Source organism: Rosenbergiella epipactidis (assembly GCF_018494055.1).
GTDB classification, from domain to species: Bacteria; Pseudomonadota; Gammaproteobacteria; order Enterobacterales; family Enterobacteriaceae; genus Rosenbergiella; species Rosenbergiella epipactidis.
Map to the genome: position 1 here is coordinate 144,193 of NZ_JABBFQ010000004.1, position 24,135 is coordinate 168,327.

27 protein-coding genes, 1 tRNA gene and 1 riboswitch are annotated in these 24,135 nt (G+C 40.1%); of the genes, 6 read left to right on the plus strand and 22 right to left on the minus strand.

The genetic code is table 11. From position 1 onward, the window contains the following. Positions 1-137: 137 nt before the first annotated feature. The 4 genes from trmB to HGT71_RS08740 all read left to right on the plus strand — a co-directional run bounded on the left by trmB (position 138) and on the right by HGT71_RS08740 (position 3,015). Entirely contained in the window at positions 138-857 is a 720-nt protein-coding gene (trmB, locus tag HGT71_RS08725; RefSeq protein WP_214217439.1) for a tRNA (guanosine(46)-N7)-methyltransferase TrmB, read from the plus strand. Continuing rightward, positions 857-1,183, plus strand: a complete 327-nt coding sequence (locus HGT71_RS08730) for a YggL family protein (RefSeq protein ID WP_099824069.1) — start codon at positions 857-859, stop codon at positions 1,181-1,183. Before trmB ends, HGT71_RS08730 begins: the two co-directional genes overlap by 1 nt. A gap of 74 nt (positions 1,184-1,257) precedes the next feature. After that, positions 1,258-1,974 carry a DUF2884 family protein gene (locus tag HGT71_RS08735; protein WP_214217440.1) on the plus strand — a complete coding sequence of 239 codons (717 nt, stop codon included), beginning with the start codon at positions 1,258-1,260 and terminating at the stop codon, positions 1,972-1,974. A gap of 51 nt (positions 1,975-2,025) precedes the next feature. After that, a complete protein-coding gene (locus tag HGT71_RS08740; protein ID WP_214217441.1) occupies positions 2,026-3,015 on the plus strand; it encodes an MDR family oxidoreductase in 990 nt (329 codons plus the stop codon). 2 nt (positions 3,016-3,017) lie between these two features. Here HGT71_RS08740 and HGT71_RS08745 read toward each other — a convergent pair whose 3' ends face one another. After that, the gene (locus HGT71_RS08745) at positions 3,018-3,812 is read right to left on the minus strand and encodes a siderophore-interacting protein (RefSeq protein WP_214217442.1); all 795 of its coding nucleotides are present in this window, start codon (positions 3,810-3,812) and stop codon (positions 3,018-3,020) included. A gap of 265 nt (positions 3,813-4,077) precedes the next feature. On the opposite strand from HGT71_RS08745, the gene treF reads away from it, so the two are divergent. Next, positions 4,078-5,745, plus strand: coding sequence for an alpha,alpha-trehalase TreF (treF, locus tag HGT71_RS08750; protein ID WP_214217443.1), 1,668 nt, complete (start codon positions 4,078-4,080; stop codon positions 5,743-5,745). Between the two features lie 39 nt (positions 5,746-5,784). Here treF and HGT71_RS08755 read toward each other — a convergent pair whose 3' ends face one another. Continuing rightward, positions 5,785-6,255: a hypothetical protein gene (locus tag HGT71_RS08755; RefSeq protein ID WP_048913913.1), complete on the minus strand. Its 471-nt coding sequence runs from the start codon at positions 6,253-6,255 to the stop codon at positions 5,785-5,787. Between the two features lie 433 nt (positions 6,256-6,688). Between HGT71_RS08755 and HGT71_RS08760 the strand changes: the two genes are divergently transcribed. Continuing rightward, positions 6,689-7,297, plus strand: coding sequence for a hypothetical protein (locus tag HGT71_RS08760; protein WP_062812100.1), 609 nt, complete (start codon positions 6,689-6,691; stop codon positions 7,295-7,297). A gap of 59 nt (positions 7,298-7,356) precedes the next feature. On the opposite strand, the gene HGT71_RS08765 is transcribed toward HGT71_RS08760, so the two are convergent. The 20 genes from HGT71_RS08765 to deoD form a co-directional block, all read right to left on the minus strand. Continuing rightward, positions 7,357-7,608: a FaeA/PapI family transcriptional regulator gene (locus HGT71_RS08765; RefSeq protein ID WP_214217444.1), complete on the minus strand. Its 252-nt coding sequence runs from the start codon at positions 7,606-7,608 to the stop codon at positions 7,357-7,359. A 645-nt stretch (positions 7,609-8,253) separates the two neighbouring features. Beyond that, positions 8,254-8,715 (minus strand): acyltransferase family protein, encoded by a 462-nt coding sequence (locus HGT71_RS08770; protein WP_241596117.1) that lies wholly within the window; start codon positions 8,713-8,715, stop codon positions 8,254-8,256. A 46-nt stretch (positions 8,716-8,761) separates the two neighbouring features. After that, entirely contained in the window at positions 8,762-10,768 is a 2,007-nt protein-coding gene (locus HGT71_RS08775; RefSeq protein ID WP_214217445.1) for an autotransporter domain-containing protein, read from the minus strand. A 29-nt stretch (positions 10,769-10,797) separates the two neighbouring features. Continuing rightward, the gene (locus HGT71_RS08780; RefSeq protein ID WP_214217446.1) at positions 10,798-11,520 is read right to left on the minus strand and encodes a glycosyltransferase family protein; all 723 of its coding nucleotides are present in this window, start codon (positions 11,518-11,520) and stop codon (positions 10,798-10,800) included. Then, positions 11,514-12,152: an HAD family hydrolase gene (locus tag HGT71_RS08785; protein WP_062812316.1), complete on the minus strand. Its 639-nt coding sequence runs from the start codon at positions 12,150-12,152 to the stop codon at positions 11,514-11,516. The genes HGT71_RS08780 and HGT71_RS08785 overlap by 7 nt, the downstream gene beginning before the upstream one ends. Continuing rightward, positions 12,142-12,780, minus strand: a complete 639-nt coding sequence (locus HGT71_RS08790; protein WP_214217447.1) for a PI-PLC domain-containing protein — start codon at positions 12,778-12,780, stop codon at positions 12,142-12,144. The genes HGT71_RS08785 and HGT71_RS08790 overlap by 11 nt, the downstream gene beginning before the upstream one ends. Positions 12,781-12,800: 20 nt before the next feature. Beyond that, entirely contained in the window at positions 12,801-13,802 is a 1,002-nt protein-coding gene (locus tag HGT71_RS08795) for a WavE lipopolysaccharide synthesis family protein (protein ID WP_214217448.1), read from the minus strand. A gap of 6 nt (positions 13,803-13,808) precedes the next feature. Next, on the minus strand, positions 13,809-14,297 hold the full coding sequence (locus HGT71_RS08800; protein WP_214217449.1) for a hypothetical protein: 489 nt from the start codon (positions 14,295-14,297) through the stop codon (positions 13,809-13,811). A gap of 3 nt (positions 14,298-14,300) precedes the next feature. Then, entirely contained in the window at positions 14,301-16,040 is a 1,740-nt protein-coding gene (locus HGT71_RS08805; RefSeq protein WP_214217450.1) for a hypothetical protein, read from the minus strand. 7 nt (positions 16,041-16,047) lie between these two features. After that, the gene (locus tag HGT71_RS08810) at positions 16,048-16,803 is read right to left on the minus strand and encodes a glycosyltransferase family 2 protein (RefSeq protein ID WP_214217451.1); all 756 of its coding nucleotides are present in this window, start codon (positions 16,801-16,803) and stop codon (positions 16,048-16,050) included. 5 nt (positions 16,804-16,808) lie between these two features. Then, complete coding sequence (locus HGT71_RS08815; RefSeq protein WP_214217452.1) at positions 16,809-17,132, minus strand: cupin domain-containing protein; 324 nt, start codon at positions 17,130-17,132, stop codon at positions 16,809-16,811. 473 nt (positions 17,133-17,605) lie between these two features. Beyond that, the gene (locus HGT71_RS08820; protein WP_214217453.1) at positions 17,606-17,878 is read right to left on the minus strand and encodes a biofilm development regulator YmgB/AriR family protein; all 273 of its coding nucleotides are present in this window, start codon (positions 17,876-17,878) and stop codon (positions 17,606-17,608) included. 37 nt (positions 17,879-17,915) lie between these two features. Further along, on the minus strand, positions 17,916-18,209 hold the full coding sequence (locus HGT71_RS08825) for a hypothetical protein (RefSeq protein ID WP_214217454.1): 294 nt from the start codon (positions 18,207-18,209) through the stop codon (positions 17,916-17,918). Beyond that, on the minus strand, positions 18,209-18,454 hold the full coding sequence (locus tag HGT71_RS08830; protein WP_214217455.1) for a biofilm development regulator YmgB/AriR family protein: 246 nt from the start codon (positions 18,452-18,454) through the stop codon (positions 18,209-18,211). The genes HGT71_RS08825 and HGT71_RS08830 overlap by 1 nt, the downstream gene beginning before the upstream one ends. A gap of 177 nt (positions 18,455-18,631) precedes the next feature. Next, on the minus strand, positions 18,632-18,931 hold the full coding sequence (locus HGT71_RS08835) for a hypothetical protein (RefSeq protein ID WP_048913606.1): 300 nt from the start codon (positions 18,929-18,931) through the stop codon (positions 18,632-18,634). Positions 18,932-19,341: 410 nt separating this feature from the next. Next, positions 19,342-20,202: a glucosamine kinase nucleotide-binding domain-containing protein gene (locus HGT71_RS08840; RefSeq protein ID WP_214217456.1), complete on the minus strand. Its 861-nt coding sequence runs from the start codon at positions 20,200-20,202 to the stop codon at positions 19,342-19,344. A gap of 67 nt (positions 20,203-20,269) precedes the next feature. After that, complete coding sequence (gene crcB / locus HGT71_RS08845; protein WP_214217457.1) at positions 20,270-20,647, minus strand: fluoride efflux transporter CrcB; 378 nt, start codon at positions 20,645-20,647, stop codon at positions 20,270-20,272. 195 nt (positions 20,648-20,842) lie between these two features. Continuing rightward, positions 20,843-20,914, minus strand: a riboswitch (Fluoride riboswitch). A 145-nt stretch (positions 20,915-21,059) separates the two neighbouring features. After that, positions 21,060-21,135 (minus strand) — tRNA-Phe (locus HGT71_RS08850). Between the two features lie 99 nt (positions 21,136-21,234). Continuing rightward, positions 21,235-23,217 carry a penicillin-binding protein 2 gene (mrdA, locus tag HGT71_RS08855; protein WP_214217458.1) on the minus strand — a complete coding sequence of 661 codons (1,983 nt, stop codon included), beginning with the start codon at positions 23,215-23,217 and terminating at the stop codon, positions 21,235-21,237. A gap of 169 nt (positions 23,218-23,386) precedes the next feature. Then, positions 23,387-24,100 (minus strand): purine-nucleoside phosphorylase, encoded by a 714-nt coding sequence (deoD, locus tag HGT71_RS08860; protein ID WP_048912690.1) that lies wholly within the window; start codon positions 24,098-24,100, stop codon positions 23,387-23,389. Between the last annotated feature and the right edge of the window lie 35 nt (positions 24,101-24,135).

A 24,135-nucleotide genomic window follows, 5' to 3' on the forward strand; every position in this document is an offset into this window, starting at 1 on the left:
TACAGAATTCGTGAAGAGAGATAGATAAATTGCAGCATAGACCTAGCATTAAGTAAACCACTGCTTGGTAAAGGCTTGCTAATCATGCTTAACTTTGCATAATCCCCACTTAAAATTGAAACATTTGTAGGCTTAATATGATTAATGACGTCATTACACCAGAATTTGATGAAGATGGGCGTCCATTACGCCGGATAAGAAGTTTTGTTCGACGCCAAGGCCGCCTTACCAAAGGCCAGCAACAAGCCATTGACGAACTTTGGCCAATCAATGGAATTGAATACAGTGCTGAACCTATGGATTTTCAGCAGGTGTTTGGCCGTGAAGCCCCATTAGTGTTGGAAATTGGTTTTGGTATGGGAGCCTCTTTAGTGGAGATGGCCAAAGCCAATCCTCATCAGAATTTTTTGGGTATCGAAGTCCACGCGCCAGGTGTCGGCGCATGTCTAGCCAGTGCGGAAGAGGCTGGTGTCACCAATTTACGTGTCATGTGTCATGATGCAGTAGAAGTCTTGGAAAAGATGATTCCTGATAATTCTTTACGTCTTGCTCAACTTTTCTTCCCTGACCCTTGGCATAAGGCACGCCATAATAAACGCCGTATCGTGCAAATCCCTTTTGCTGAGCTTATCCTCCGCAAATTGAAACTTGGCGGTGTATTCCATATGGCCACAGACTGGGAAAACTATGCAGAGCACATGCTCGACGTTATGCAGTCCATCCCAGGTTATACCAACCAATCGCCGGAAGGGCTTTATGTCCCTCGGCCAGATTCACGCCCACTTACCAAGTTTGAGCAGCGGGGTCACCGCTTAGGACATGGTGTGTGGGATTTAATGTTTGAGAGGATTAAATAATGGCTGTTAATCGTAGTCGTCGTTTACGTAAAAAATTACATCTTGATGAGTTTCAAGAATTTGGCTTTTCTGTCGCTTGGTCGTTCCCAGCGGGTACCGATACGGCCACAATCGATAAGACTGTTGATGACTTCATCAGTGAAGTGATTGAGCCACAGGGGCTGGCTTACGATGGCAGTGGCTACTTACAATGGGAAGGCTTAGTCTGCTTACAGAAAACCGGTAAATGTACTGACGAACACCGCACGGCGGTAAGTCAATGGCTGTCTGCTAAAGGCTTAGAAAACGTCCAAGTCACGGAACTGTTTGATGTTTGGTGGGACTAAGTCAGTATAACCTTAAGACGGATAATGCTGCCTGTATTGTCCGTCAACCTCCTCCCCCTTTCTGGAGAAACTCCATGCTACGCAAAGTTTTACTCGCTACGCTACTTGTTTCAGCCGTACAAGCTCATGCTGCTTATCAGTGTGATTCAATCCCTAAAGATGATATTACCCTGTCACCACAAAGTGTCGCTATCGTCGGAAATGATGGCACCATGGTCATTACCCCTAATGGGGATATTACTTTCAATGGTAAGGCTCTTCAGCCCTCCGCTGCGGTACGTCAGCAAGCCATCAATTATCAAGCTGCTGTGCGTAAAGATATGCCGTGGATTAATCAGGGTGCGCATCAACGACTCGATCAAGCAAAAACCGCTTTAGACCGAATCATTACCGAAAAACTCGGCGCAGAAAGTGGGATTCATCAACGTTTGGATGACTTAAACTCCCAGCTAAAATTACAATTTGCACGAGTTCTCTCGCAGAAAAATGATGTCATGACCTATCATCACAGTGCTATCGATAGCGTTCATCAAGACAGTGAAAAACTCGTACAAAATGCGATGGGTGGCGTACTACAAGATAGCCTGAATGAAATGGGTAATATGAAGAACCTCAGTAGTAACGGTAACCCATTACAAGCATTAGTCGGTAATTTGGGTGGTTTGCAACAAGCGGTTCAGCAAGAGTGGAAACAGCACGAAGACGATTTCCAACAATTTGGCCAACAAGTTTGCCAACGCGTTACCCAACTTGAGACACAGCGTATCGCGCTCTACAAATCTGCAAAATAAAAAGTGGGACCCTCGAGGTCCCTTCTTTTTTCAGTATCTGGGAGAAAAGTTATGACGTTTAACGCTCTTTGGCTTACCGACCCTAAAATCGATAAAAATTCCGCTACGCTTTCCGCCGTCGATGAGACCACTCTCGCCCACCTTCCCGTTACACTTCGCGTCCTTTACTCCTCACTTAATTATAAAGATGCGTTAGCGCTCCGTGCCAAAGCTCCGGTTATCCGCCAGTTTCCACTGATACCCGGCATCGATATGATTGGTGAGGTAATTGCCAGCGAATCAACACAGTGGCCAATCGGGAAACTCGCCGTCGTCACTGGCTGGGGAATTGGTGAACAATATCATGGTGGACTCGCTGAGAAGTTTTCAGCGAAAGCTGAATGGCTGACCGCACTACCGGAGGAGATATCTCCCCTTAATGCGGCGTTAATTGGTACAGCGGGGCTAACCGCTATGCTCGCCGTTTTACAGTTAGAGCAACAAGGAATTACCCCAGAAAAAGGCCCGATTGCCGTCAGTGGAGCCAGTGGTGGAGTAGGTAGTTTTAGTACTTGGATTTTAGCGCAACTGGGTTATGAGGTTATCGCCATTAGCGGCGACCGTGATGCCGAGGAATATCTAATTAAGACCTTAGGTGCTCGTTCAATTCTTTCGAGAAGTGAGCTGTCTGAATCCGGTAAGAAACTCCAGGCCGAACGCTGGGCAGGCGCCATTGATTGTGTTGGAAGCCATACCCTCGCTAACTTACTGGCAGCGACGCAGCGCAATGGAACTGTGGTTGCCTGTGGAATGGCTCAAGGCCTCGAACTCAATACCAGTGTGGCGCCCTTTATCCTCCGCAGTATCCGCTTAGTCGGTGTTGATAGCGTGTACTGCGAAGTCGCGCAGCGTCATGCTGCATGGCAGCGCTTCGCGACATTACTCAAATGTTCGTCACTACCGATCCCCTATCAAACCATCAAGCTGGATCAAGCCATAGAGCTTGCCGACCGTCTTCTTGAAGGAAAGGTTCGTGGGCGCATCGTTGTACTAACCACCTAGACTTACTCTTTAGCATGCCAATAGGCAACGGCTCTGACTAATTCCGGTGAACACTCTCGTTGCTCAATAAAATGGTCGCTGAGAAGTTTCACCGCTTTCCCTTCTCCCGTCAGCCAGATGAAATGATCATCAGCTGGGAAATGTAGCGGGTTACTGAGGCTGATACACTGCTCGATACCTTTAGTATCCATTGTGTGATCTTCTAAACAATGTAAGGTGTAATCGGCAAGTAGCCCCCCTAAGTATTCTTCGACCACTTGGCGCTTGGCAAACGCGATCAGTAGAACGTTGTCTGCTTGCAAGCGACGTAATCGCCGTTTCATCGCGGGTAAGCCCGTCTCATCGAATACATAAAGTTGCTGGGAATAGTCATCTGGGATGACTAGCGACCCACGTGGCCCACCAATCGTTAGCGAATCACCCACATTAACATTCTCCGCCCATTCACTGGCAACGCCTTGCTCATGCCGGTAAAAATCGATAACAAGTGACCCCTTACCATCAAATTCAAGGGGAGTATAATCTCGAGATTCCGGCCGCTGATTATCTGGCCAAACGATACCTTCATCGGTCACCGTTGGGATGACGGGTGCCGTTGCGCTCTTTTCAGGGAAAAAGAGTTTAATATGATCGTCAGTACCTGGTGAGGTAAAGCCCTCCAACGCTTGGGAGTGGAAAGTTATGCGCCAAAATTGTTCTGCAACCAATTGTTTATCGCTGACCGTTAGGGTGCGAAATTTTAGCTCATTACGAACACGATGCGGTGCCTGTTTACCAGAACTCAGGGTTTTAGTCATACTTTCTCCTTAGTAAGAATCTGTCGAAGTCTACCTTTGCACGCTTAACTTTAATAGTAATAATGCTTATTATCATGTTACGACAGATATCGACCTTTACAATCTCGACCAAGAAACCTGTCCACCTCGACCTATTAGGACTTAGATGAAATCTTAGCTTACACTCACTTAAGTCGCCTCATCCCCCTCCAACTATTGTTCATTGTCTATACTTGATCGATATACCCGTTGCTTATAAGCCCATGTGTTAAGGAGGCAATTCTCCATGTCGCGACAACAGAAAGAGCCGATCCCGGATAACCAAAACGATAATTACGATGAGGACGATCTTTACGAGAACGCTCAGGAATTTGAACTGACTGACCATGACGACGATCATGAACCAGAGCCTGAACATATTGCGGGTATGCCGTCTGCAGACGCACTCACCCCCTCAGACCGCTATTTAGAATTATTCGAGGATGTGCAAAACCAGCACATCTTTGAGGACAGCAAAACCTTTGCAGATTGCGCGCCTAAGCACGACCCTGTCGATATTCTGATCTCATATCGTAAACTGGCCCGTCGTAACCAAGATTTTTCGCTACGGCAATTTGTACAGGATAATTTTTACCTGCCGGAAGCGCCTCATAACTATGCTCATGCCGAGCATGAAAAGAGGACGCTCAGCCAGCATATCGATGCACTATGGCCAGTGATGATTAGAAACCCTCAAAGTCATCATCCCAATACGTCGCTACTCCCCTTACCTAAACCCTATATTGTCCCAGGCGGACGTTTTACCGAGGTATATTATTGGGATTCCTACTTTTCAATGCTCGGCTTAGCCGAAAGCGGTAAAGTCGAATTACTAAAAAATATGGCGGATAACTTCGCTTGGTTGATTGAGAAATATGGCCATATCCCCAATGGTAATAGAACCTATTATCTTAGCCGTTCTCAACCGCCCGTCTTCGCGCTAATGGTTGAGTTATGTGAATCAGCTAATATTGGCGGTAGCGAGCACTATTTACCCTATCTAATCTCCGAGTATCACTATTGGATGGATGGTTCTGGCTCTCTGAATCCCAATCAAGCATTTCGTCATGTGGTTAAGATGCCGGATGGGTCAATGCTTAACCGCTATTGGGACGATCGTGATACGCCTCGCGATGAATCGTGGCGTGAGGATATTGAAACAGCCTCATCATCGAAAAGACCCTCTAAGGAAGTCTTCCGTGATTTACGGGCAGGTGCCGCCTCTGGATGGGATTACTCATCACGGTGGCTGAGAGACCCGATGAGATTGGCCAGTATCCGTACTACGCAATACATTCCCATCGACCTTAATGCGTTTCTCTACAAATTAGAGTGCACGATATCCACTATTGCTAAGAAGAATGGCGAAGAACTTACCGCTTTAGCATGGGAGAAGAAGGCTGAAGACCGTTTGAATGCGATTAATCACTGGCTATGGGATGCGAAAAGCGGCGTATTTCGCGATTATGACTGGCGTAGAGAGCAATTCGGACTCTTTAGTGCAGCAACCTCGGTAGCCCTTTTCACCGGACTCGCCACGCCAGTTCAAGCTCAGCGTATCGCTAAACAGATTAACGAACAGCTCTTGGCACCTGGCGGGTTAGTCTCCACCACAATTGAAAGTGGTGAACAATGGGATAAACCTAATGCGTGGGCCCCTTTGCAATGGATGACTATTCAGGGATTAAAAAAATACGGCGAAGATGCGTTAGCAGAGGAGATAGCCGTACGCTGGCTTAAAACAGTCAGTAAACTTTTTAAAGAAAAACACAAACTCGTCGAAAAATATAATGTGGTGGACGGTGATAACGTGTCTGGCGGCGGCGGCGAATACCCGCTACAGGATGGCTTTGGTTGGACAAATGGCGTGACGCAATGCCTACTCAATGAATATGGTCATCTTTTAGAGGAATAAAAAAAGGCCTCCTCATGGAGGCCCTTAACCAAGAGCGTATTAGTTTGTGCTATCGCTGATGGATTTTTTAGCACTCGCGGCAGCGTCTTTAGTCTTCTGCCAAGCGCTGCTAGCGCCTTGCTTAGTGCTATCTACACCTTTAGAGGTGGCTTCTTTTGTTTTGTTCCAACCTTCTTTGGCACCTTCTTTGGTTTTATTCCAACCCTTGGTTGTACCTTCTTTGGTCTTGTTCCAGCTGTGCTGTGCACTTTCTTTGGCTTTAGTGCTGTCGCTGTTGTCGCCTTGTAGACGGTGTTTAGCTTTGTCTACGTTTTCGTTAAGACGATTTTTAGATTCAGTCGTGGTTTCAGATGCACGGTCTTGAGCTTTTTGAGAAGTCTCAGAAGCGCGGTTTTGCAGTTGCTGAGTCTTTTCTTGCAGTTGCTGGGAAGCGGTTGGCGTTGTATCAGCAAAAGCGTGTGAAGCCAAAAGAGTCATTGAAATAGCTGCTGCAGTTAATGTCTTTTTCATCTTGATCAATCCTTGTAAGTTGTAATGCCTGCTAAAAACATAGCAACCAAAGTCAAAACTGACAAGTAATAGGCCCCAAAACGGAATTTTCTTACTTAAAAAGCATTTCACGATCACATAACACGACTGAAGTAATGATTATTTAATCATATAAGTGGAAACATTAAGTATGAAGATAATAAAAATTCCGCTAATAACTAAGAAAACACTTAAAAGGTGAAATATTCAGATTTTATCGAAAAAAAACCAAAATAAAGTAACAATCCTATTTTAAGCGATTTTTAAATTTGTATATGGAAGAGAAAGAGAAAGCCTGACATAATCAACCAAATCTACTTAAATTTAAAAGGATGAAATTAAGAAGAAAATATTAATACCCTTAACTAATCAATAAACATAAACTTAACTTTAACTGTAATGATTATGGTGTTATATGAATAACAAGGAATACGTTCGTTCTATAGCTATCATTGATACGTGCAATTTCACAAAAATTGCAATTGAATCAGTCTGCCAACAAATATCTAAAAATATATTAGTTCTACGATTTAATTCTGTACAAGACCTTATTCAATATCCACAGCGCTCTCAAATTGACCTTGTCTTCTATGATACATTGACCACCAGTAGCGTGATTATCGATCCAGAGTTAGACATTAAAAAAATTAGAGAGAGTATTAATGGAGTAAAAATTTGTATTTTTTCAATATTACATCAATTTATGTCGATAAAAAGTGCAGATTACGAAATTGACAAGAGATTATCGTTAGAAGATTTTAATTTTTTTACACGTGTTCTCTGCCAAGATGATGGTGAACGCTGTAAGAGAAATTACAGTGTTGTCTTTTACGATAGGATCAACCTATCTAAAGAACAAGTATCACTGCTTCGTGGTTATCTATTAAATTTAAACACAAAAAATATCGCTGACATCTTGCAGTGCAATCTCAGAAAAGTATATTTTTACCGTGAGGGTACACTGCGAAAAGGAAAGCTTAGGGAAAACTTCTATAAAGATATAGGTCGTTTGATTAATCCTTAATGCGCTAAAGGCTACGTTGTTATAAAAGCGGAGCCTTTAGCGTTTTAGGTAGAGGGTTCTTAACGTGGAACTTTAATGAACCAACGTAAAGAATTAGAGTATAGCTGGGGGGATTTAATAATTTTCCCCTCTTCAACCAGTTGAAGTAATAGACTCCTTGTAACGTAGATACTAGAATCACACTTATCTGAAATATCACGAGTTTTAGGCCACAACTCTAAATCCGGTAATTGGCCGCGTTGTACCTTCACACTGTTATGCTTCTCGCATAGCTCAGACACAACTTTCAATACTTCATCCTTTTTACTCATTGAGTAATCTCCATTATAAACTCATTCATACTCTGAATATATATTTCTTTATTTTTCTCGATAACCGCTCTTCAACATAAAAACAGAAGTAATAGCTGACTACCCAGGAAAAAAATAAAGATATAAAAAACAGGTTAAATCTTGCTGAAAAAACCCCAAAGACGTCACTTCCAAAAACCCATGTCGATACATCAATGATAGCGAAAATAATAGCCATATGTAGTAGATAGATCGAATAAGATATTCTAGAAGTAAAGACTAGAAAACGTGGAACAGTTTTTTTATCTAAATCAAAAATCTTTATACAAAAAAAGAAAATAAATAAAGCTGGCAGAAACATCCCTCCTATATGAAAATCAGAACAAAAATAAAAAGTCTTCATCTCAAAATACACTAGAGTTAACAAGATAACTATTGTCAATATAAATACTGAAACCCTCACTCTATTAACCAAGTAAACTATTATTTTAAAATAATGTGCAATAAAATACCCTGAGATAAACTCAAAGATAATAGGGTTAGTAGCTAAATTAAACCACGCCATTATCCCTTGGCTGATCTCTTTACCTAAGGATATCAAAATAAACTTAATGATAAAGATAACAACTAACATAGAAATAATTGCTATCTGTCTTTTTTTAACAATTAGAATGCTAATGCCAACGATAAGGTAAAAAAAAACTCATAGTTCAGTGTCCAGCCCACATCCAAAATGGGAGCACCATATGAAGGACTTCCCATACTTGATTGGGGTAAAAAAGCTAGACTCTTGATCAAAGCCCAACTGTCTGGATAGGTAGAGTTAACTATATAGTTTGTGAAAACATAGAGTATTGTGACGATACAATAAGCAGGCCAAATACGTATTACTCTACTACACAGATACTTTACTGAATGAGACAGTGATGGAGTACTTCCCGCAGTTGTATAACATGCTAAAAAACCACTGATGATGAAAAAGATATCAACACCTATATAGCCCTTGCGTAAAAATGTCGACTCTAACGGATGAATAAACCAACTATAATGGTAGAGTACTACAGAGATTACGGCAATCCCACGTAAGGCTTCGATAGCTACTATATTACTTTTTTTATGAATTGACATATTCACCTCATTTCTAATAGAGGGAAACCCCTCTATTAGAATTAAATTAGAAAGTAAAATTCAACCCTGCAGAGTAATAAATATCAGATATTTCATTCCTGACTTTAGGCAAGTCAGCAGCAATGAAAGCTTGAGCTCTATTATTAATATTAAATGCCGTGCCGAGTTTAATATTAATATTAGAACTATCTTTATTTTTTTCTAAAGCATTGAAACTAGTACCTGTAGTTTTTAAACCACCGCTGATAGAACTTTCTTGTTTGTAAAGAGGGTGTATGTAGTTAATCTCGAAAAAAGGATTTATACGTTTATTCCTCGAAGAAAAATGCCAACCAGTGGAAAGATAGCTATCTGAAAAACGATGGCGGCTAAATTTCATCGAACTGCTGGTTGTCGACTGTTCAACAAAACCATTTACTTTTCCCTTTCTATAAAGTACCGAAATATGAGGGCCATGGATCAGCTGCTCGCCAAAGGTGAAGTCATACCCAGCATTGATTGAACCACTTAGGTGGTTCCCTTTAGTAGTCGCCCGTTCTTTTCTTAATGCTTTACCAAGAGGAACAGTACGAGTGATATCATTAAATTTGATATCACCCACACTAATCTGGGTGGTTAACCAGGTTTTTCCGAGTAATAATTGCCCGAAAAGTGACAGCGTTTTATGAGTATAATCGGTTTGTAGAGCCGGACTCAGTTCAAGGTTATTAGCACTACCAATACTAAAAGCACCACCTATCGCAATAGCGTCGTTAGCTCTAATAATGACGCCTAAATTACTACGACCTTCAGGTTGCTTTGATGAGGAATGATGAGCAACTCGCTGCCCTTGATACCCTCCAAAAATTTGGTAGGGACGTGCCGTCAGACTATTTTGACGATATAGGGAGAGTTGTGACATAAGAAAACTATTTTGCCCCAACATCAAGTTTTTTACAGGTTCAGCAAGTTTAGTGACAACTAAAGGAGCATTAATTAAGGAAGTGATATATTGCGCGATAATTTTATGCGCTTCAGGGCTTGGATGAAACCAATCTGAAAAAAGATAGGTTTGGTCATCATGCCATGACGATTGTGAGTTATCACAGAATGGTGCCCCTACCCCAATCTGGCATATAGGTACCAGAATATTATCAAAACCATAATTCAGCGGATTATCAATCATTTCCTGGAAAAGACCATAACTGTCAACGTAAGCGATATTTCCCTTCAACGTTGAAAGGCTTGATTCAAGATCATGATTGAATTGTTGAGTTAAGCGATTCTCCATAGAAAGTAGCGTACGGTAAACGTTTGCGATAAGGTCATGAGGTAATTGCAAGCCATAATTATTAAGCACCTTAGATAATGAGGTGATAATGGCTTCTTGGCGTTGCTCCTCACCGTAGACATTACCCTGCTGGCGTAGTGCGGTATCTTGGATCATATATAAACTAGGAAGGTCCAAGATGTTGCCCCCCAAAAGCATTTGTGAAAAGCTAAATAATGCAGTAGCGGTCCATGGACTGAGTCCAGCATTAGGGAGATTTGGTACGACAACAAGACCAGCGCCTTTTTCCAAAAGCGTTCCAACCTGTCTGGCAACCGCTTGTGGCGCGTCAGAGAGCTGGTAGTTAACACCATCGTTGAAGAGATTTTTGAAATTAAATTTGAGTAAACTCATCTCTACATCGGTAGTAATATCATTGGCACCCGCCCAAAAGATATACAAATCATCTTTGCTCGCCTTACCATCATGTTTACTAAGATAGCTTTCGATTTGCTTTTCGGTTTTGTAAATAAGAAGAGGCGTGTTAGTTGCTGTAGCACCTGATAAAGAGTAGTTGTTCCCCCCTTCTGTGCTGACGACTAAATTTTTATTAGTGAAATTTAAAGAGAGAATCTCATTGTAGAGAAGCGTATCGTGGCCAGAAATATATCTGGTTTTCGAACCAAAAAGCTCCATTGCCCCACCATCACTTAGACTATCTCCAAAGCTGATAACATTATCAAAAGCGATAGTGGGAGAAGTGAATAGAGATAAAAAAATCAGTGGAAAAATTGATTTTTTCATTTAACATCCTTATTAAATAATAAAATTAATTATTGATTAAATCTTTTTACAGCATCGAAATCGTAAAAATTAAAATACTTATTATTTTCTATTTTATATGAGGAAACTTTGACTCCTTCTAGTAGCGCTTCGTTGATGCAAGCCGATAAATAAAATACATTATCTTTCGACCTGGATTTCATGATGGCTGATGTTGCTAGCCTGAAAAAGAGACTCGCTTGTTTAAAATAAAAGAAACTTGCTAATGCTTCATTACTGACCGCATTTTTCTCGACTACCTCAACAATCGCATCAGAACGATCTCTTTTAACGTATGACCATTTAGGGTGAACTGATGGAAAACTAATTAACCCCACAGCCACATCAGATCGCCTATATGAATTGATTATCGCTTGGCAATCTATGTCCAAATATTGATCCGCTGAGGATATAATTAACTCGTCATCATCCTGCCAATGTTCGGCAGCCAGTAAACAAGTACATAGAGCACCGGCAGTCATGTCAGTGACATTAATAAACCTAGCATTTTCACCCACAACTCTTTTTATGATGTTATCTATTTGGTACTGTTTGTTGGCAAAACTTGGTCTAATATAAACATTAATAAACTCTTCATCGATTTTTTTTTGGTATTCCTGAGAATATTCAAATATGGTCTTACCCTCGATTTCATTTAACACTTTCGGAAAAAAATTATCGGGTGTATTTCGATAAAGCTCTTTCCCCATCATAGGAGTAATTATCTTCAGCATAGAGTCCCTTCCAAAGAAGATATTTTGGATATGATATTCGTGTAATTGACTTCTTCAATTTTTCTTACAGTTAACACATGTGCACCACTGGCTATAGCCGCTTTAATTCCATTATCATTATCTTCAACGATTAAACATTCTGAAGGTAATAATTCCAACCTAGAGATAGCCTTAACATAAATATCGGGTGACGGTTTACTCTTCACTACATCCTGATTTGAAAGATAAAAATCGAAATAATCGATAATATTCGCTTTGGAGAGCATTACTTCAATAGTTTTCTTAATCGAATTAGAGGCTACTGCTAGTTTGTAACCGTCTTGCGACAAACGTGAGAGCAAGTATTCGTGTTGAAACTGTGGATGACAACTGGTTTCCACTATTTCAAGTGTATACTTTTGCTTTAATTGATCGATGAATTTGAATAACTTCAATGGAAGATTTTGTTCTTTATGTAAAGTCAGTAGTTTTTCTTTAGTGGGTAAACCGTCAAACCTTCGGAGATGTTGTTCATAATCGATAGGCATACCAAATAATTGCAACGCACGATTTAATGCATGATAATGCCACTCTCTAGCATCGATCAACACACCGTCCATATCAAAAATAACAGCTTTTATTTTATTTTTCATAGAAATAATCAATCACTTTTTCAATTTTATCAGTACAGAGCATTAGTTGTTCGGAGCTAAAGTATTCTTTTGATAGCGACTTTATGCTTTGCCACATTTCATTCTCATCTCTACGATGCAGTTCAGGAGAAACTATGCAGACTTTTTTACCTAACTCTAAATATTTTATTATCTCTCGATTGTCTAAAGCATTAACGCTAAAACTATCTAACCAGATACCTTTCGCATGAGAATAAAGTTGATTTTCAATTTCATATTCGCTACGACGCATAAACACGTTCATATTCTCGTCTAAATATTGAATCGTATCCGGAATGGACATATCGAAACAAAAATAGTTATCAACTTTATAATATTTTAAGAATTCTTTTATATATTTAGCTAAGCCATCAGATTTTATATTTAGAGCTAATGGAAGCCTATGATCATAACGGACAAATAACTCCAAAAAATCCTCAAACCTCATAGCCTCTTTAGAGGGAAGATCATGACTTATCACTAACTCCCCGCAGTAATCCCTTATATCGGTTTCCGTTCCGTAGCCCTGAGAGAATGATCTTTTGAAAGCAATCATTGAATTTTTTTCGGTAGGATTAAGCCAATATCCTCTATGTGATATGGATATCATTTATAAAACTCCATTTATAATTACTCCCTACTTTTCAATTGCATAATGATTCGTCTAAGTGTCCCCCACCTTAATGGAAGATAAAAAAAGAAATAGATTGTTTTGAGGCACACGACTTTATAGAAGAATCTATAGCCGTACACTCTTTTTTTATTATTATAAAATTGATTATTTATTTTCACCCAATCAGAAAACTGATAGATAGAACCTCTACCCTTATTATGATATTTATCACTATACTTAGGCCATACAAAACCCAGTTGCTCACTGCTGAAAGGTATAAAATTATTAATATAATATCGCTCAGACGATGAAGTTAATTCCATTCCCCTAGCATTATTACCAAGGTAATTAAAATCATGAACTCTGTTTTTTATATAGTTAACCCATAAATATTGCTCAGGAACTAAGCGCATTAAACTAAATATGGTTTTATTAAAAATAATTTCAAATAGGTTTTCATCAGCATCAGGTGAACTAAAAAAATTCAATACATCTTCTTTTTTACCAAGCATCATGATATCACCTGGGTGATAGTTAAATGGGCGGTATGAGCGACTGTGCCGGGCAAAAAGGTTGCAATTAATAATTCTCTCAGAGAACAAAGAAAATTTTTTTTCTCTATCAAAACGATTATTAATAATGCTTTTGTGCAGAAATATTTTGTTGATATTCCTATTTATAAAATAGCTATCAGTTCTTAATTTGACAACATATTCCCTTGTCGCGGCTTCCACACCTCTCTTGGTAGAGTTAATCATCCTATTTATGTTTGAAACCCATTGATAGCTCCCCTCTCTATAGACCAGAGGTCCAGGATCTACGCTAAATATGACGTTAACATCTAAATATTTTAGCTTTTCTAGGAGTCGATTTTCCCTCTCTGAACCTAGTGACCATGTAGAGAGTATTATCTCTGATAGTGGATAAAGAACTCTGACACGTTGAATATTTCGAACTATTTCGCTACATTCGTTATCGAAATCTACTTTCCCTTGAAATACAAATGATAATTGGTACATAAGAAATTACTTCTTTCTAATTATCAATTGCACAACATTAACCAGACTTATTATTAAGTTAGTTATGGTAAAACCTATAAAACGCATAGAAAAACATTTTATAATCGCCACTAACTCACCGTAGCGCTGACTCTTTTCATAATGCGTATTAAGATTAAAAAAATTATTTAGCTCATTTTTGTAGTCTTGATTTTTATCTGAAACTATATATATACAGGTAAAGTACTCTTTTCTAGTAAGAATCATCATTTTTATTAAAGTGATCAGATGTTCTCTGTAGATATCGTAAGTCTTGTCATTATGTACCTTCACAAAGATAATATAGCTATCGTGCGTTAAATCTAAATTAAAACTTTTTACCTCTTCTAAATTAAACCCCAGCTTGGTGATGATGGATTTATCACTCTGAATCACATCTATTTCTTTATTATACTCACTACTATTACACCATAAACCATACTCTTCTTCTGTAATACCTTTTATCTCTAGTTTCATCAATTATGTTTTCCAAAGTGTAGTGTCTTTTAAACAATGATATACTTTCTTAAGACTTTGAGGAAAATAGACTCCAGGTATAAAGTACTTAAGGTTTATAGCTGAAATAACATTGCCTAACCAGCTCCAAAATCCTCTTTCGATAAACCAGTCATCGTTTTGCTTGTAAAATGGCGAGGATGAGAAAGAGTGAAATAGCTGATTATTTAAAATAAAGCTCATTACTAAAGTTTTTTTCTTAACCTTAGGACTAGCAGAAGAGAACATAATTCTTATGATATCGTCATATTCATTTGGAGCCATCGACTCACATAAAATATAGAAAGAAAAATCTTTCATAAACGATTCAATTTTATCCAGTTTAACAGTAATATCCCCAATAACTTTCTTGATGATAAGGAATCGGGACAAACCTGTCATACTTGAGCACGATACCAATAATAACGTTTGTTTACTTGCACCATACTTGCTCGCAAAAGTATAGATACGCTGCCGCGCCTCTTCCTTAGATATTCGAAAGAGTGGCTTTCTTTTTATAAACGGAAGGCGTTCTAACACACAACGAGACATCGTGATGCGGCCTTTCAGGTTGTTTGTGGCTACATAACCATAATAGTGAATAACTGATCGAGAGTTCATGCTTTGAGTAATAGCATGTGGATTAATCCGGGAGGGGATGCCATAACTACTCATTCTTATGCCATACTCTATGTCTTCATAGTCATTCCAAAATAAATTTTCATTCTGCGGGTATTTTAACCATAAGCTTTTCTTAGTTAAATATAAACTGCCGGTCAAGTAATCATGACCAAAGCTTGATCTCGCAGGGTGCTGATAACAGTAAAATAATTTACTAATTAGTTTTGTATCTTTTTTATCGACGCTATTAATATCAATTTCTTGCGTTAGGTCTTGAGCTATGGTGTTAAAGTCTGAATATTTTCTAGGTAAAAAATTATGTCTATCTTGAAAATAAAATGATTGAAAAGCTGTTAATGGATAATCATCTCCGAATTCACTCACTGCACTAAAGAAGTTGAGAGGTAAAAGCACACGATCATGTAAAATACATACATTCTCATAGTTAGCACTTTTGACTAATAGATTTTTCTTTTTGGTTAAATGATTTGATTTACCGTCGCCCTCATCATCAATAACCTCAACGTATTGAAAATATTTGAAGTCAGCATGTGGTTTTCCACATAATATAATTTCTTTATGAGGAATATCTAAATCCAGAATCCTTTCTACACAACGGTTTAGAAAGATAGGATCATCACTGCCAACGGGTAGGCAAAAACTCCAATAATTCATACCCTTATCTTTTTCAATTAACAAGGGAGCTATTTTTTTATACTTATAAATTTTACTATCGATAACTTCTATTAGTTCAAAGCTATTACGATAATATTCCTTCTGTAAAAAAGATTCGACCTTTAGATCTTCTTCGATATAGATATAACGATCCAGTTTTAATCGATGCGTGATGTCCCAGAAAATTTGGGCAAAAAAGGGTGAATCACATTGTATATTATGAAGGAATATATCTTCTTCAGTTATATTAGCTAATCGTTTGGTACCATTTATTATAATGCTCTTAGTTTTATTTGATGAGTTGATTTTCGCAAAGGTGATTAATGTTGTATTATCTAACCCTAGATCTTCATAGTATTTATTATCTAGTGTCCTGAATGTTTTTTTTAGCGATAAATTCTTATCATTTTTACAATGTATTATATTCATGGCGTTATCAAAAGTTAGTTGCTTTGACTAAAACCTCAGAAGACTTGAATTTTTCAAGGTCATTAGGAATACCTAGCCCATACATACCTTTAAATTCCTCGCCTATATTATAATGCCCGATTACCGCTGAGTTCTGATTAATAAGATAGTTATATACAGGTGCGACATAGAATTCGCCCATAGAATGATTATTATCCTCTATCATTTTCGCTGCTGCGGCGCAAAAATCTTGTCCTCGTGCAAAATTATATATCCCTACTGAGGCCTCGGATGAAATGACTTCTTTCTCTCTTACTTCCACTACTCTTTCTTTATCATTTAATCTTAGATATGACCATTTATCATCATTGGCTGTCATGGTCATGATCATCCCATCGAGTTGATTACTATCCAGTACATTTAAATAATCATTGATATCGATATCGATCCATTGATCACAATTAGCAATCATTAACTGAGATTCATTATTGATATATTCTTGTGATTTCAGAACGGTTTCGGCTGCTCCACCTGTAACTTTATCAACTTCTAGAATAATACAATTTTGACTTAGATTTTTGAGTACCGTATACAGGGTAGTCTCTTTCAAGTGCTGTGATTGGCAGATAAATATAAATCTATGCTCTCGATTTGGTTTAATATTATTAACTACCAACTCAATCATTTTTTTATTATTAATAGTGATCATTGGTTTGGGATCGAGATACCCTGCATTTTTAAAACGACTTCCTTTGCCAGCCATTGGAATTACAATATTTATCATGATTATTATTCACTTAGATATTTATCATCTTTAATACTAGGGTATTTAACAACCACTGTAGTAACGTTGGTCAGTGCATAGAAGTCAGTCTCTTCGCCAGGTAATATTGTAACGATATCACTTTTGCTAATTTTCTTTTCCTGCATTTTAGCCTCCCCTTCTATTATTACTGTAATTTCGGTCGCAATTTTATGTGTGTGATGTTTTTCATAATCACCGACATTATAATGCTTTACAGCTATTTCAAAATCTTGTGTTGAACATACTGAAGGAAGAAAGTTTCCAACAAACCAACCTTTATACATAGTATCTAATTTATTTATAATCAATCTAACCACCTATTCATTAATATAATCAATTATTCAGAAATATTTAATTAGCGATAAATAAATATTGAACCTAATTTTATTTAAACAACGATATTTGTCTCATAAAAATATCTATATATGGCTAAGTATTCGATTTGAGCGACATAGTATATCGATTTTTATACGCTGTAAAACGAATTTGACAATACTTGAGCTATCTGTAATTTATTATCACGATATTTTACTCTATAAAACTTTATATTCACTACGCGAATATAGCTGTTATATAAATTCTTCAACATCAAAAGATCGTAGTTATAATAAACTGCGATATTTAAAGTTTATTTTTCAAATAAAATATAATAGCTTATTTTTTACAATAATATTTTATAGGTTCAAGTATTAATTTTAATTAGCTAAGTAATAAAAGTATCTCTTAGATTTTAATATTTAATAAATATATTGTTGGAATATTAACGAAAGGAGGGAATTATTTAGAAAATATCATCGGGTGTAATACCGACAATGATTTCGAGTGCACTACGTAAGACAAGTGATTTGTCGAGATCATGGGATAATTCGAGTTGTTTTACTAGGCTGATGATAATTGCCTTGTTACTGATAGCACCCGTCTCCATCAATAATGTTTTCACTGTTCTTCCAAGAACTTTTTTTTCTTTTTCAAAGCGATTATCGATGGTTGAGATAAAATCTACCGCCAAGGTTGTGCGCCCCATCAGACGGTAGTCAGCACTGTCTGTGAGCATGTTGAGTGGCTTAGGAGGCATATCTCCTAGAAAGAAATCAATGTTTAGTGTCATAGCGGTGTAGAGTATTGCTGCTTTCGAATAAGGAGCTTTGATTGCGGAGAAATTGACTTCGTTCTCGGTAATTTTTAGAGATGCTTTGTTTAATTTCGACGATGCCTTGTAGACACGCCTCAGTTCTTTGCTGATTGACGGATATCTCTGCCATATCGGTCAATTGAGTCAGTAGGGATGAGGTCGTTATTGGCCCCCCCGACTCTAACAGTGCGATCACGGCTTCTCCTATGATGTCATCCACACATTTTTGAGTAAAGCCGCTCTCGTTGACCATTAGTTCAATTCTCTTTCAAGTACCATTAACATCAAATCTTGATAACGTTTGATCTCCGCATCACTCTCTGCAAGTTCAATACAATTCATGAGCTTGGCACAGATACTTTTTCGATTAAGGCTTTTGCCCGATTCGAGTAGCTCGACGATGAGTCTCCCCATCAGTTGATCATCAGATAAATTTTCAATCATTGAGAAAGAGTTATTTTGCTTGGCAAGAGAAAATTCATGGTTTTGCTGACGCATTTCTAGCTCCTTGTCTATTCATAGGATCCTAACTATTACCTACAAAATAAACAAATTACACGCACTTGTACAGATAAGATTAGATAAATTGCTGTATTAAGGGATTCTTTACATACTAAGAGGGAGATGTGAGGGGATAAGGGCTTGCCATTGAGGTACAAGCCCTACTAGTTAGGGTTAATCCTCATCGCGAGAAACCACTAGTCGTAAATCAGCTGGCGAACGGAGCGATGCGGACTCTAACTTATCCAGCCATCCAGCACGCTCTGGGGTGAGGCAGCCTAAACCTAGGTAACCCAATAACCAGCGCCTTACTTCATGCATCAGTAGCAAACGGACCTCATCAGTTTCGCTCTCGGCCATCGCTTTAAGTTCGCTAACTAAATTATCCGTGGTGACTTCTTCCCTGTTGAAGATAAGGCGGATGGTAACTTCACCAATCAATTCATTACGCTTTACTTCATCAGAAATATACAAATAAACCTCCTTGCATTGGAGTATGACATAACAACTTACTACACCTCTGAGTATAGCCCAACAATGCGTTAATTCTAGTTTTAAGACCTATCTGAGCGCTTAGTAAAGGCCCTTTGCTCGTGCCCTAAGGTCGAAATTAAGCTAAGTATAGGAGTTTATAAGTAATAATGTAAAGATACTCAAATTAACATGATGATAAATCTCAGGATTTATAGGAACCCAGATTCAAATTTCCCTATAAAACTTATCAATTTTCTTGGTGTACATGAGTATCCTTGCTCGTAGAGATTAGTGGCCAAATAATAACTCTATGATTTATAAGATTTTAAATCTTAACATTTTCTACCCTGTTACTTAACTTCAACCTCTTAACCCTAAAGGTTGAGAATTAATTAAGATCTTTCCTATCTTCAAAGCTGCTTGGCGAGCTGGATAGCACCGTCTAACGCATCACCTTTGGGCTCAACCAACTTCTGACGCAAATTTGTAGAGAGCCAAGGGGTCAATGGTTTAGCCATCCCCCCAAATAATGCAATATCATGCTGTGAGTCTTGCATTAGCGCGTTAAGCATTATTTCGGCCTCAGCGGCGCAGGATTTGACCAGATCCAAGGCATGAGGATCATTTTGTAATGCGTAATCAAAAATACACTTAGCATACTGCGCCCAATCTTTGGGTTGGGCGTGTTGAGTCCATAACAGCATTCTATCTGCGTTATGTTGAAAGGTGCTCATAATATGATGCGTACAGGGGCTTTCGGCCAGGATCTTTTCGTGTGCCAGCAGTGCCAAGCGTAATGCTTTGTGCCCAAGTACGGCCCCTGAGGCAAGATCGGATAGCATAAATCCCCATCCCCCCATCAGTTGAAAACGGTGACCGTCCCAAGTAGCGCCTTGGCTACCCGTCCCACAGATAAATATGGTACCGGGTCGACCTTGGTGGGCACCAATACAGGCAGTTTCTACATCAGAAAGAATTTTGTGTCGTAGGCCAGGAATATGCCACTGCGCGAGCCGTTGAAGAACACTTGGCACATTCGCACCTGCCAGCCCAGCGACTAAAGCACTCTCTTCGTATCGGCTTAGCGGTATGTTTGCGAGGGTGAAAAGTTCAATGATCACTGCCTCAACCTCTGCTAACGCCGACTCAAAGTGACTGTAGACGTTTCCAGTCCCACCACGACACTCGGCAAGGAGGTTACCCTGACTATCGACTAAACGTCCGCGACAATGTGTTCCGCCGCCATCTATACCTATTCTATACGTTGACATCTTCCCTCTCTTTTTCCTCGAGGCGAGGAATGTCCATTATTTATGTGCCAAGACTCTTCGTTGAGCATTAGCTGATAACAGTCACCACTGCGAATCCCAATGCGGTCATCAATAAGGAGCCGATCACATGCACCAGTATTGACCCTATGGCCCACAAATAGTTTCCAACCTGCAGCTGAGAAAACACCTCTACCGAAAATGTTGAGAATGTGGTCATTCCGCCACAGAGTCCGGTTGTAATCAGCACTTTCCAGTAAGGATCGAGTTGTGGTTGACGCAGAAAATAGGCTGTTGCCCCACCGATAATAAAACCACCAAGCAAATTAACCAGTAGGGTTCCGGGCGGTAAATTAGGGAATAGGCTGTTTAACCTCAATGTTAACAACCAACGAATCACGCACCCTAGTGAGCCTCCAATAATGACGGCTAATAATGATTTGAACATCTTATCCTCCAAAGACAAAGCATGAATGCGAGAGAAAGTGTGAGTTGATGGGGCGTTTTTGTATATTGAGGGTGAATCCGTCCTCCAATCGATGTGGGAGACGCGGATAAAGGAAATACTGTACGGAAAAGGTGAGTGGCATAGTTTTTTTCATCACGAGTCCTGACATATAAGCCATTAATATGGGTAACGTTATATATATCAGGCGTCATCATCCAAGAGAATCTTGGCGGTTGGGAAAGGTGGAGCACCATCACCTTAATAGAGAGCATACTGGATAGGGTGATCCTCTGCAAGCTGATGACGAGTCGCCCAGTAGAATGGGATTAGTGCTAGATAAATCAAGAGGATTTGCTGCTTAGGTCGTTGCAGAAATGACAAAGCCCCGCATTTCTGCAGGGCTTCTAAATAGTGGTGCCCGAACTCGGAATCGAACCAAGGACACGGGGATTTTCAATCCCCTGCTCTACCGACTGAGCTATTCGGGCAACGGGGCGCATTAAACCCTATTCACGCTGTCTCGTCAACACTCTTTGTTAAAATTAAATCCGTTTGCTCAACTTTGCGACAACTTGCTGTGTTTACCCTCATCTAGGCTGAGCTATAGCTGGTTTCGGTGTTGCGGTAGTAACCGGTTCGGTGGGCGTCGCCAGGATTGCTCCTGGATGGGCACTTTCTACCGGTAGCATTGCGGGGACACCTTGGCCCGGCGTTAAACTGGCATCCGAGTCATGTGGCAACATGATGTGGTCGAGTATTTTACGCATCACAGGCGCTGCCACTACACCGTCGCTTCCGCCATTTTCCAAAATCAGGGTAACGGCCACTTTCGGGTCATCGAAGGGTGCAAAGGCCGTGTAGAAAATATGATCGCGTAAACGTACGGGGATCATTTTGGCATTATAGACTTGGTTTTGACGCAAGCTAAAGACCTGAGAGGTACCACTCTTCGCCGCAATACCATAGGGGGCGGTATGGAAGTATTTATAACCTGTTCCGTTCGGGGCGTTCGCCATACCGAACATCGCGCGACGCACAAGTCCCCAGTAGGGAGAATCGGCCATTCCCACCTGAGTAAATTGTGCTGGTGCTTTATAAGGCTCGACTTGATCCCCCAACTGCTGCTTCTGTAGCAAGTGAGGGATCATCACTTTACCGTTATTTAACAGCGTAACCAGTGCCTTCTCCATTTGAATTGGCGTAGCAATCCAATACCCTTGTCCAATACCAACGGAGATGGTATCACCTTGGTACCACGCCTTTTTGCGTGCCTTCAGTTTCCATTCACGGCTAGGAAGTAGACCACGATACTCTTCATTAAGATCAATACCTGATAATTTGCCGTAACCGAATTGACTCAACATATGATGTATTCGGTCGATGCCCATCATGTAAGCGACTTGGTAGAAGAAGGTATCGGCTGACTCTTCAATAGCTCGCGTAACATTCAACATACCGTGGCCGGTTTTTTTCCAGTCACGATAGCGACGGTCAGTTCCGGGTAGCGTCCAGGTTGGCGCACCGAAGAAACTTGTCTGCGGCGTAATCACATTATTCAATAGCGCAGACATCGCCATATAAGGTTTAACCGTCGAGGCGGGAGGATAGAGTCCTTGAGTCACTCGGTTAATCAATGGCAAGTCTTTGTCTTGCAGTAACTGTTTGTAAGATTGGTAGCTTATCCCTTTAACAAACGGGTTTGGATCGTAACTCGGGCTTGATACCATCGCGAGGACGGAACCATCATGCGGATCTTCGACCAATACTGCAGCACGTTGGCCCACAAGCTGGCTTTCGACATATTGTTGTAAATGTAAATCTAGGGTCAGCCAGATATTCTTTCCCGCTGTCGGTGGCACTTCGTTCAACACACGTATAATTCGCCCGTGGTTATCTACCTCAACCTCTTGATAGCCGGTTTTACCGTGTAGTGCTGACTCATAATAGCCCTCGATGCCCTGCTTACCGATATTATGGTCGGCAGCATAGTTTTCGCCGACGCCCTCTGCATTCAGGCGTTGCGCATCGCGGTCATTGATTTTCGAGACATAGCCTACGACATGTGCCAAGGAGGCGCCATAAGGGTAAAAACGATCTTGGAACGAGTTAATACTCACCCCTGGAAAACGGTACTCATTGACTGAGAAGCGAGCAATCTCTTCCTCACTCAACTCTTCTTTCACGACAATCGGCTTATAGCGGCTTGTCGATTTCAAGCGTTTTTTGAAATCTGCGATATCTTCTGGCGTAAGATCAATAATGGGTGCCAGTTGATCCAACGTATCCTGCATATTGGTGATGTTGTAAGGCGTCAACTGGAGATCGTATTGCGTCACGTTCTGAACCAGCGGGATCCCATTACGGTCATAAATCATCCCACGCGTAGGCGCAATGGGGATCATTTTGATGTCGTTAGCATTGGATCGTGTCTGGTAATAGGCGTGTTGCTGAATCTGTAAGTGCCAGAGATTAATTCCGAGAATGGTAAAGCATAGGCATACAAAGCCTAACGCCACCAGCGCTCGACGGGTAAATAATTTTTTTTCAGTTTCAAAATTACGCAGATTCATCGACAACAACTATTGGAGGGCCACAAAATTTCAACGCCTATAATAATGGGATTCACTCTTAGGGCCAGTAACATTCGACGCTAAGACTAAATAAAGTGTGTCATTTGATAACAAAGAAGAGCGCCCTAAGCGCTCTTCTACCTAACGATGATACGGATTAACTAACGAATTAGTCACCTAGCAATACAGATTCCAGAGCAATCTTAATCATATCGTTGAAGGTGGTTTGACGCTCTTCAGCGGTCGTTTGCTCATGAGTACGGATATGGTCTGAAACCGTACAAATAGCTAACGCTTTCGCACCAAATTCAGCTGCAACACCATAGATTCCAGCAGCTTCCATTTCCACCCCTAAAATGCCGTATTTTTCCATTACATCAAACATTTCAGGCTGAGGAGAGTAAAAGAGATCGGCAGAGAAGATATTTCCCACTTTTGCTTCTACGCCCAATGCTTTCGCCGCCGTGACCGCATTGTTGACCATATCGAAATCGGCAATCGCAGCAAAGTCGTGATCCTTAAAGCGCATACGGTTCACTTTTGAGTCCGTACTGGCTCCAAGTCCGATCACAACATCACGTAGTTTGATCTGAGGCAGTACTGCACCGCAGGAGCCAACGCGAATAATTTTCTTCACACCAAACTCGGTGATTAACTCTTTCGCATAAATGGAACAAGATGGAATACCCATTCCGTGTCCCATGACTGAAATTTTACGTCCTTTATAGGTACCGGTAAAACCCAGCATACCGCGAACATTGTTAACTTCTACCGCGTTTTCGAGAAAGTTTTCTGCGATAAACTTCGCACGTAACGGATCACCCGGCATCAATACGACGTCAGCGAAATCACCCATTTCTGCATTAATATGTGGAGTTGCCATCTTTATCTTTTCCTTTCACATTGTCGGCAGGGCTT

Excerpts from the sequence above, each read along its gene's own strand:
- trmB (WP_214217439.1), top strand. The coding sequence starts at position 138 with ATGATTAATGACGTCATTACACCAGAATTTGATGAAGATGGGCGTCCA.
- HGT71_RS08730 (WP_099824069.1), top strand. The coding sequence starts at position 857 with ATGGCTGTTAATCGTAGTCGTCGTTTACGTAAAAAATTACATCTTGAT.
- HGT71_RS08735 (WP_214217440.1), top strand. The coding sequence starts at position 1,258 with ATGCTACGCAAAGTTTTACTCGCTACGCTACTTGTTTCAGCCGTACAA.
- HGT71_RS08740 (WP_214217441.1), top strand. The coding sequence starts at position 2,026 with ATGACGTTTAACGCTCTTTGGCTTACCGACCCTAAAATCGATAAAAAT.
- HGT71_RS08745 (WP_214217442.1), bottom strand. The coding sequence starts at position 3,812 with ATGACTAAAACCCTGAGTTCTGGTAAACAGGCACCGCATCGTGTTCGT.
- treF (WP_214217443.1), top strand. The coding sequence starts at position 4,078 with ATGTCGCGACAACAGAAAGAGCCGATCCCGGATAACCAAAACGATAAT.
- HGT71_RS08755 (WP_048913913.1), bottom strand. The coding sequence starts at position 6,255 with ATGAAAAAGACATTAACTGCAGCAGCTATTTCAATGACTCTTTTGGCT.
- HGT71_RS08760 (WP_062812100.1), top strand. The coding sequence starts at position 6,689 with ATGAATAACAAGGAATACGTTCGTTCTATAGCTATCATTGATACGTGC.
- HGT71_RS08765 (WP_214217444.1), bottom strand. The coding sequence starts at position 7,608 with ATGAGTAAAAAGGATGAAGTATTGAAAGTTGTGTCTGAGCTATGCGAG.
- HGT71_RS08770 (WP_241596117.1), bottom strand. The coding sequence starts at position 8,715 with ATGTCAATTCATAAAAAAAGTAATATAGTAGCTATCGAAGCCTTACGT.
- HGT71_RS08775 (WP_214217445.1), bottom strand. The coding sequence starts at position 10,768 with ATGAAAAAATCAATTTTTCCACTGATTTTTTTATCTCTATTCACTTCT.
- HGT71_RS08780 (WP_214217446.1), bottom strand. The coding sequence starts at position 11,520 with ATGCTGAAGATAATTACTCCTATGATGGGGAAAGAGCTTTATCGAAAT.
- HGT71_RS08785 (WP_062812316.1), bottom strand. The coding sequence starts at position 12,152 with ATGAAAAATAAAATAAAAGCTGTTATTTTTGATATGGACGGTGTGTTG.
- HGT71_RS08790 (WP_214217447.1), bottom strand. The coding sequence starts at position 12,780 with ATGATATCCATATCACATAGAGGATATTGGCTTAATCCTACCGAAAAA.
- HGT71_RS08795 (WP_214217448.1), bottom strand. The coding sequence starts at position 13,802 with ATGTACCAATTATCATTTGTATTTCAAGGGAAAGTAGATTTCGATAAC.
- HGT71_RS08800 (WP_214217449.1), bottom strand. The coding sequence starts at position 14,297 with ATGAAACTAGAGATAAAAGGTATTACAGAAGAAGAGTATGGTTTATGG.
- HGT71_RS08805 (WP_214217450.1), bottom strand. The coding sequence starts at position 16,040 with ATGAATATAATACATTGTAAAAATGATAAGAATTTATCGCTAAAAAAA.
- HGT71_RS08810 (WP_214217451.1), bottom strand. The coding sequence starts at position 16,803 with ATGATAAATATTGTAATTCCAATGGCTGGCAAAGGAAGTCGTTTTAAA.
- HGT71_RS08820 (WP_214217453.1), bottom strand. The coding sequence starts at position 17,878 with ATGCTCACAGACAGTGCTGACTACCGTCTGATGGGGCGCACAACCTTG.
- HGT71_RS08825 (WP_214217454.1), bottom strand. The coding sequence starts at position 18,209 with ATGGTCAACGAGAGCGGCTTTACTCAAAAATGTGTGGATGACATCATA.
- HGT71_RS08830 (WP_214217455.1), bottom strand. The coding sequence starts at position 18,454 with ATGCGTCAGCAAAACCATGAATTTTCTCTTGCCAAGCAAAATAACTCT.
- HGT71_RS08840 (WP_214217456.1), bottom strand. The coding sequence starts at position 20,202 with ATGTCAACGTATAGAATAGGTATAGATGGCGGCGGAACACATTGTCGC.
- crcB (WP_214217457.1), bottom strand. The coding sequence starts at position 20,647 with ATGTTCAAATCATTATTAGCCGTCATTATTGGAGGCTCACTAGGGTGC.
- mrdA (WP_214217458.1), bottom strand. The coding sequence starts at position 23,217 with ATGAATCTGCGTAATTTTGAAACTGAAAAAAAATTATTTACCCGTCGA.
- deoD (WP_048912690.1), bottom strand. The coding sequence starts at position 24,100 with ATGGCAACTCCACATATTAATGCAGAAATGGGTGATTTCGCTGACGTC.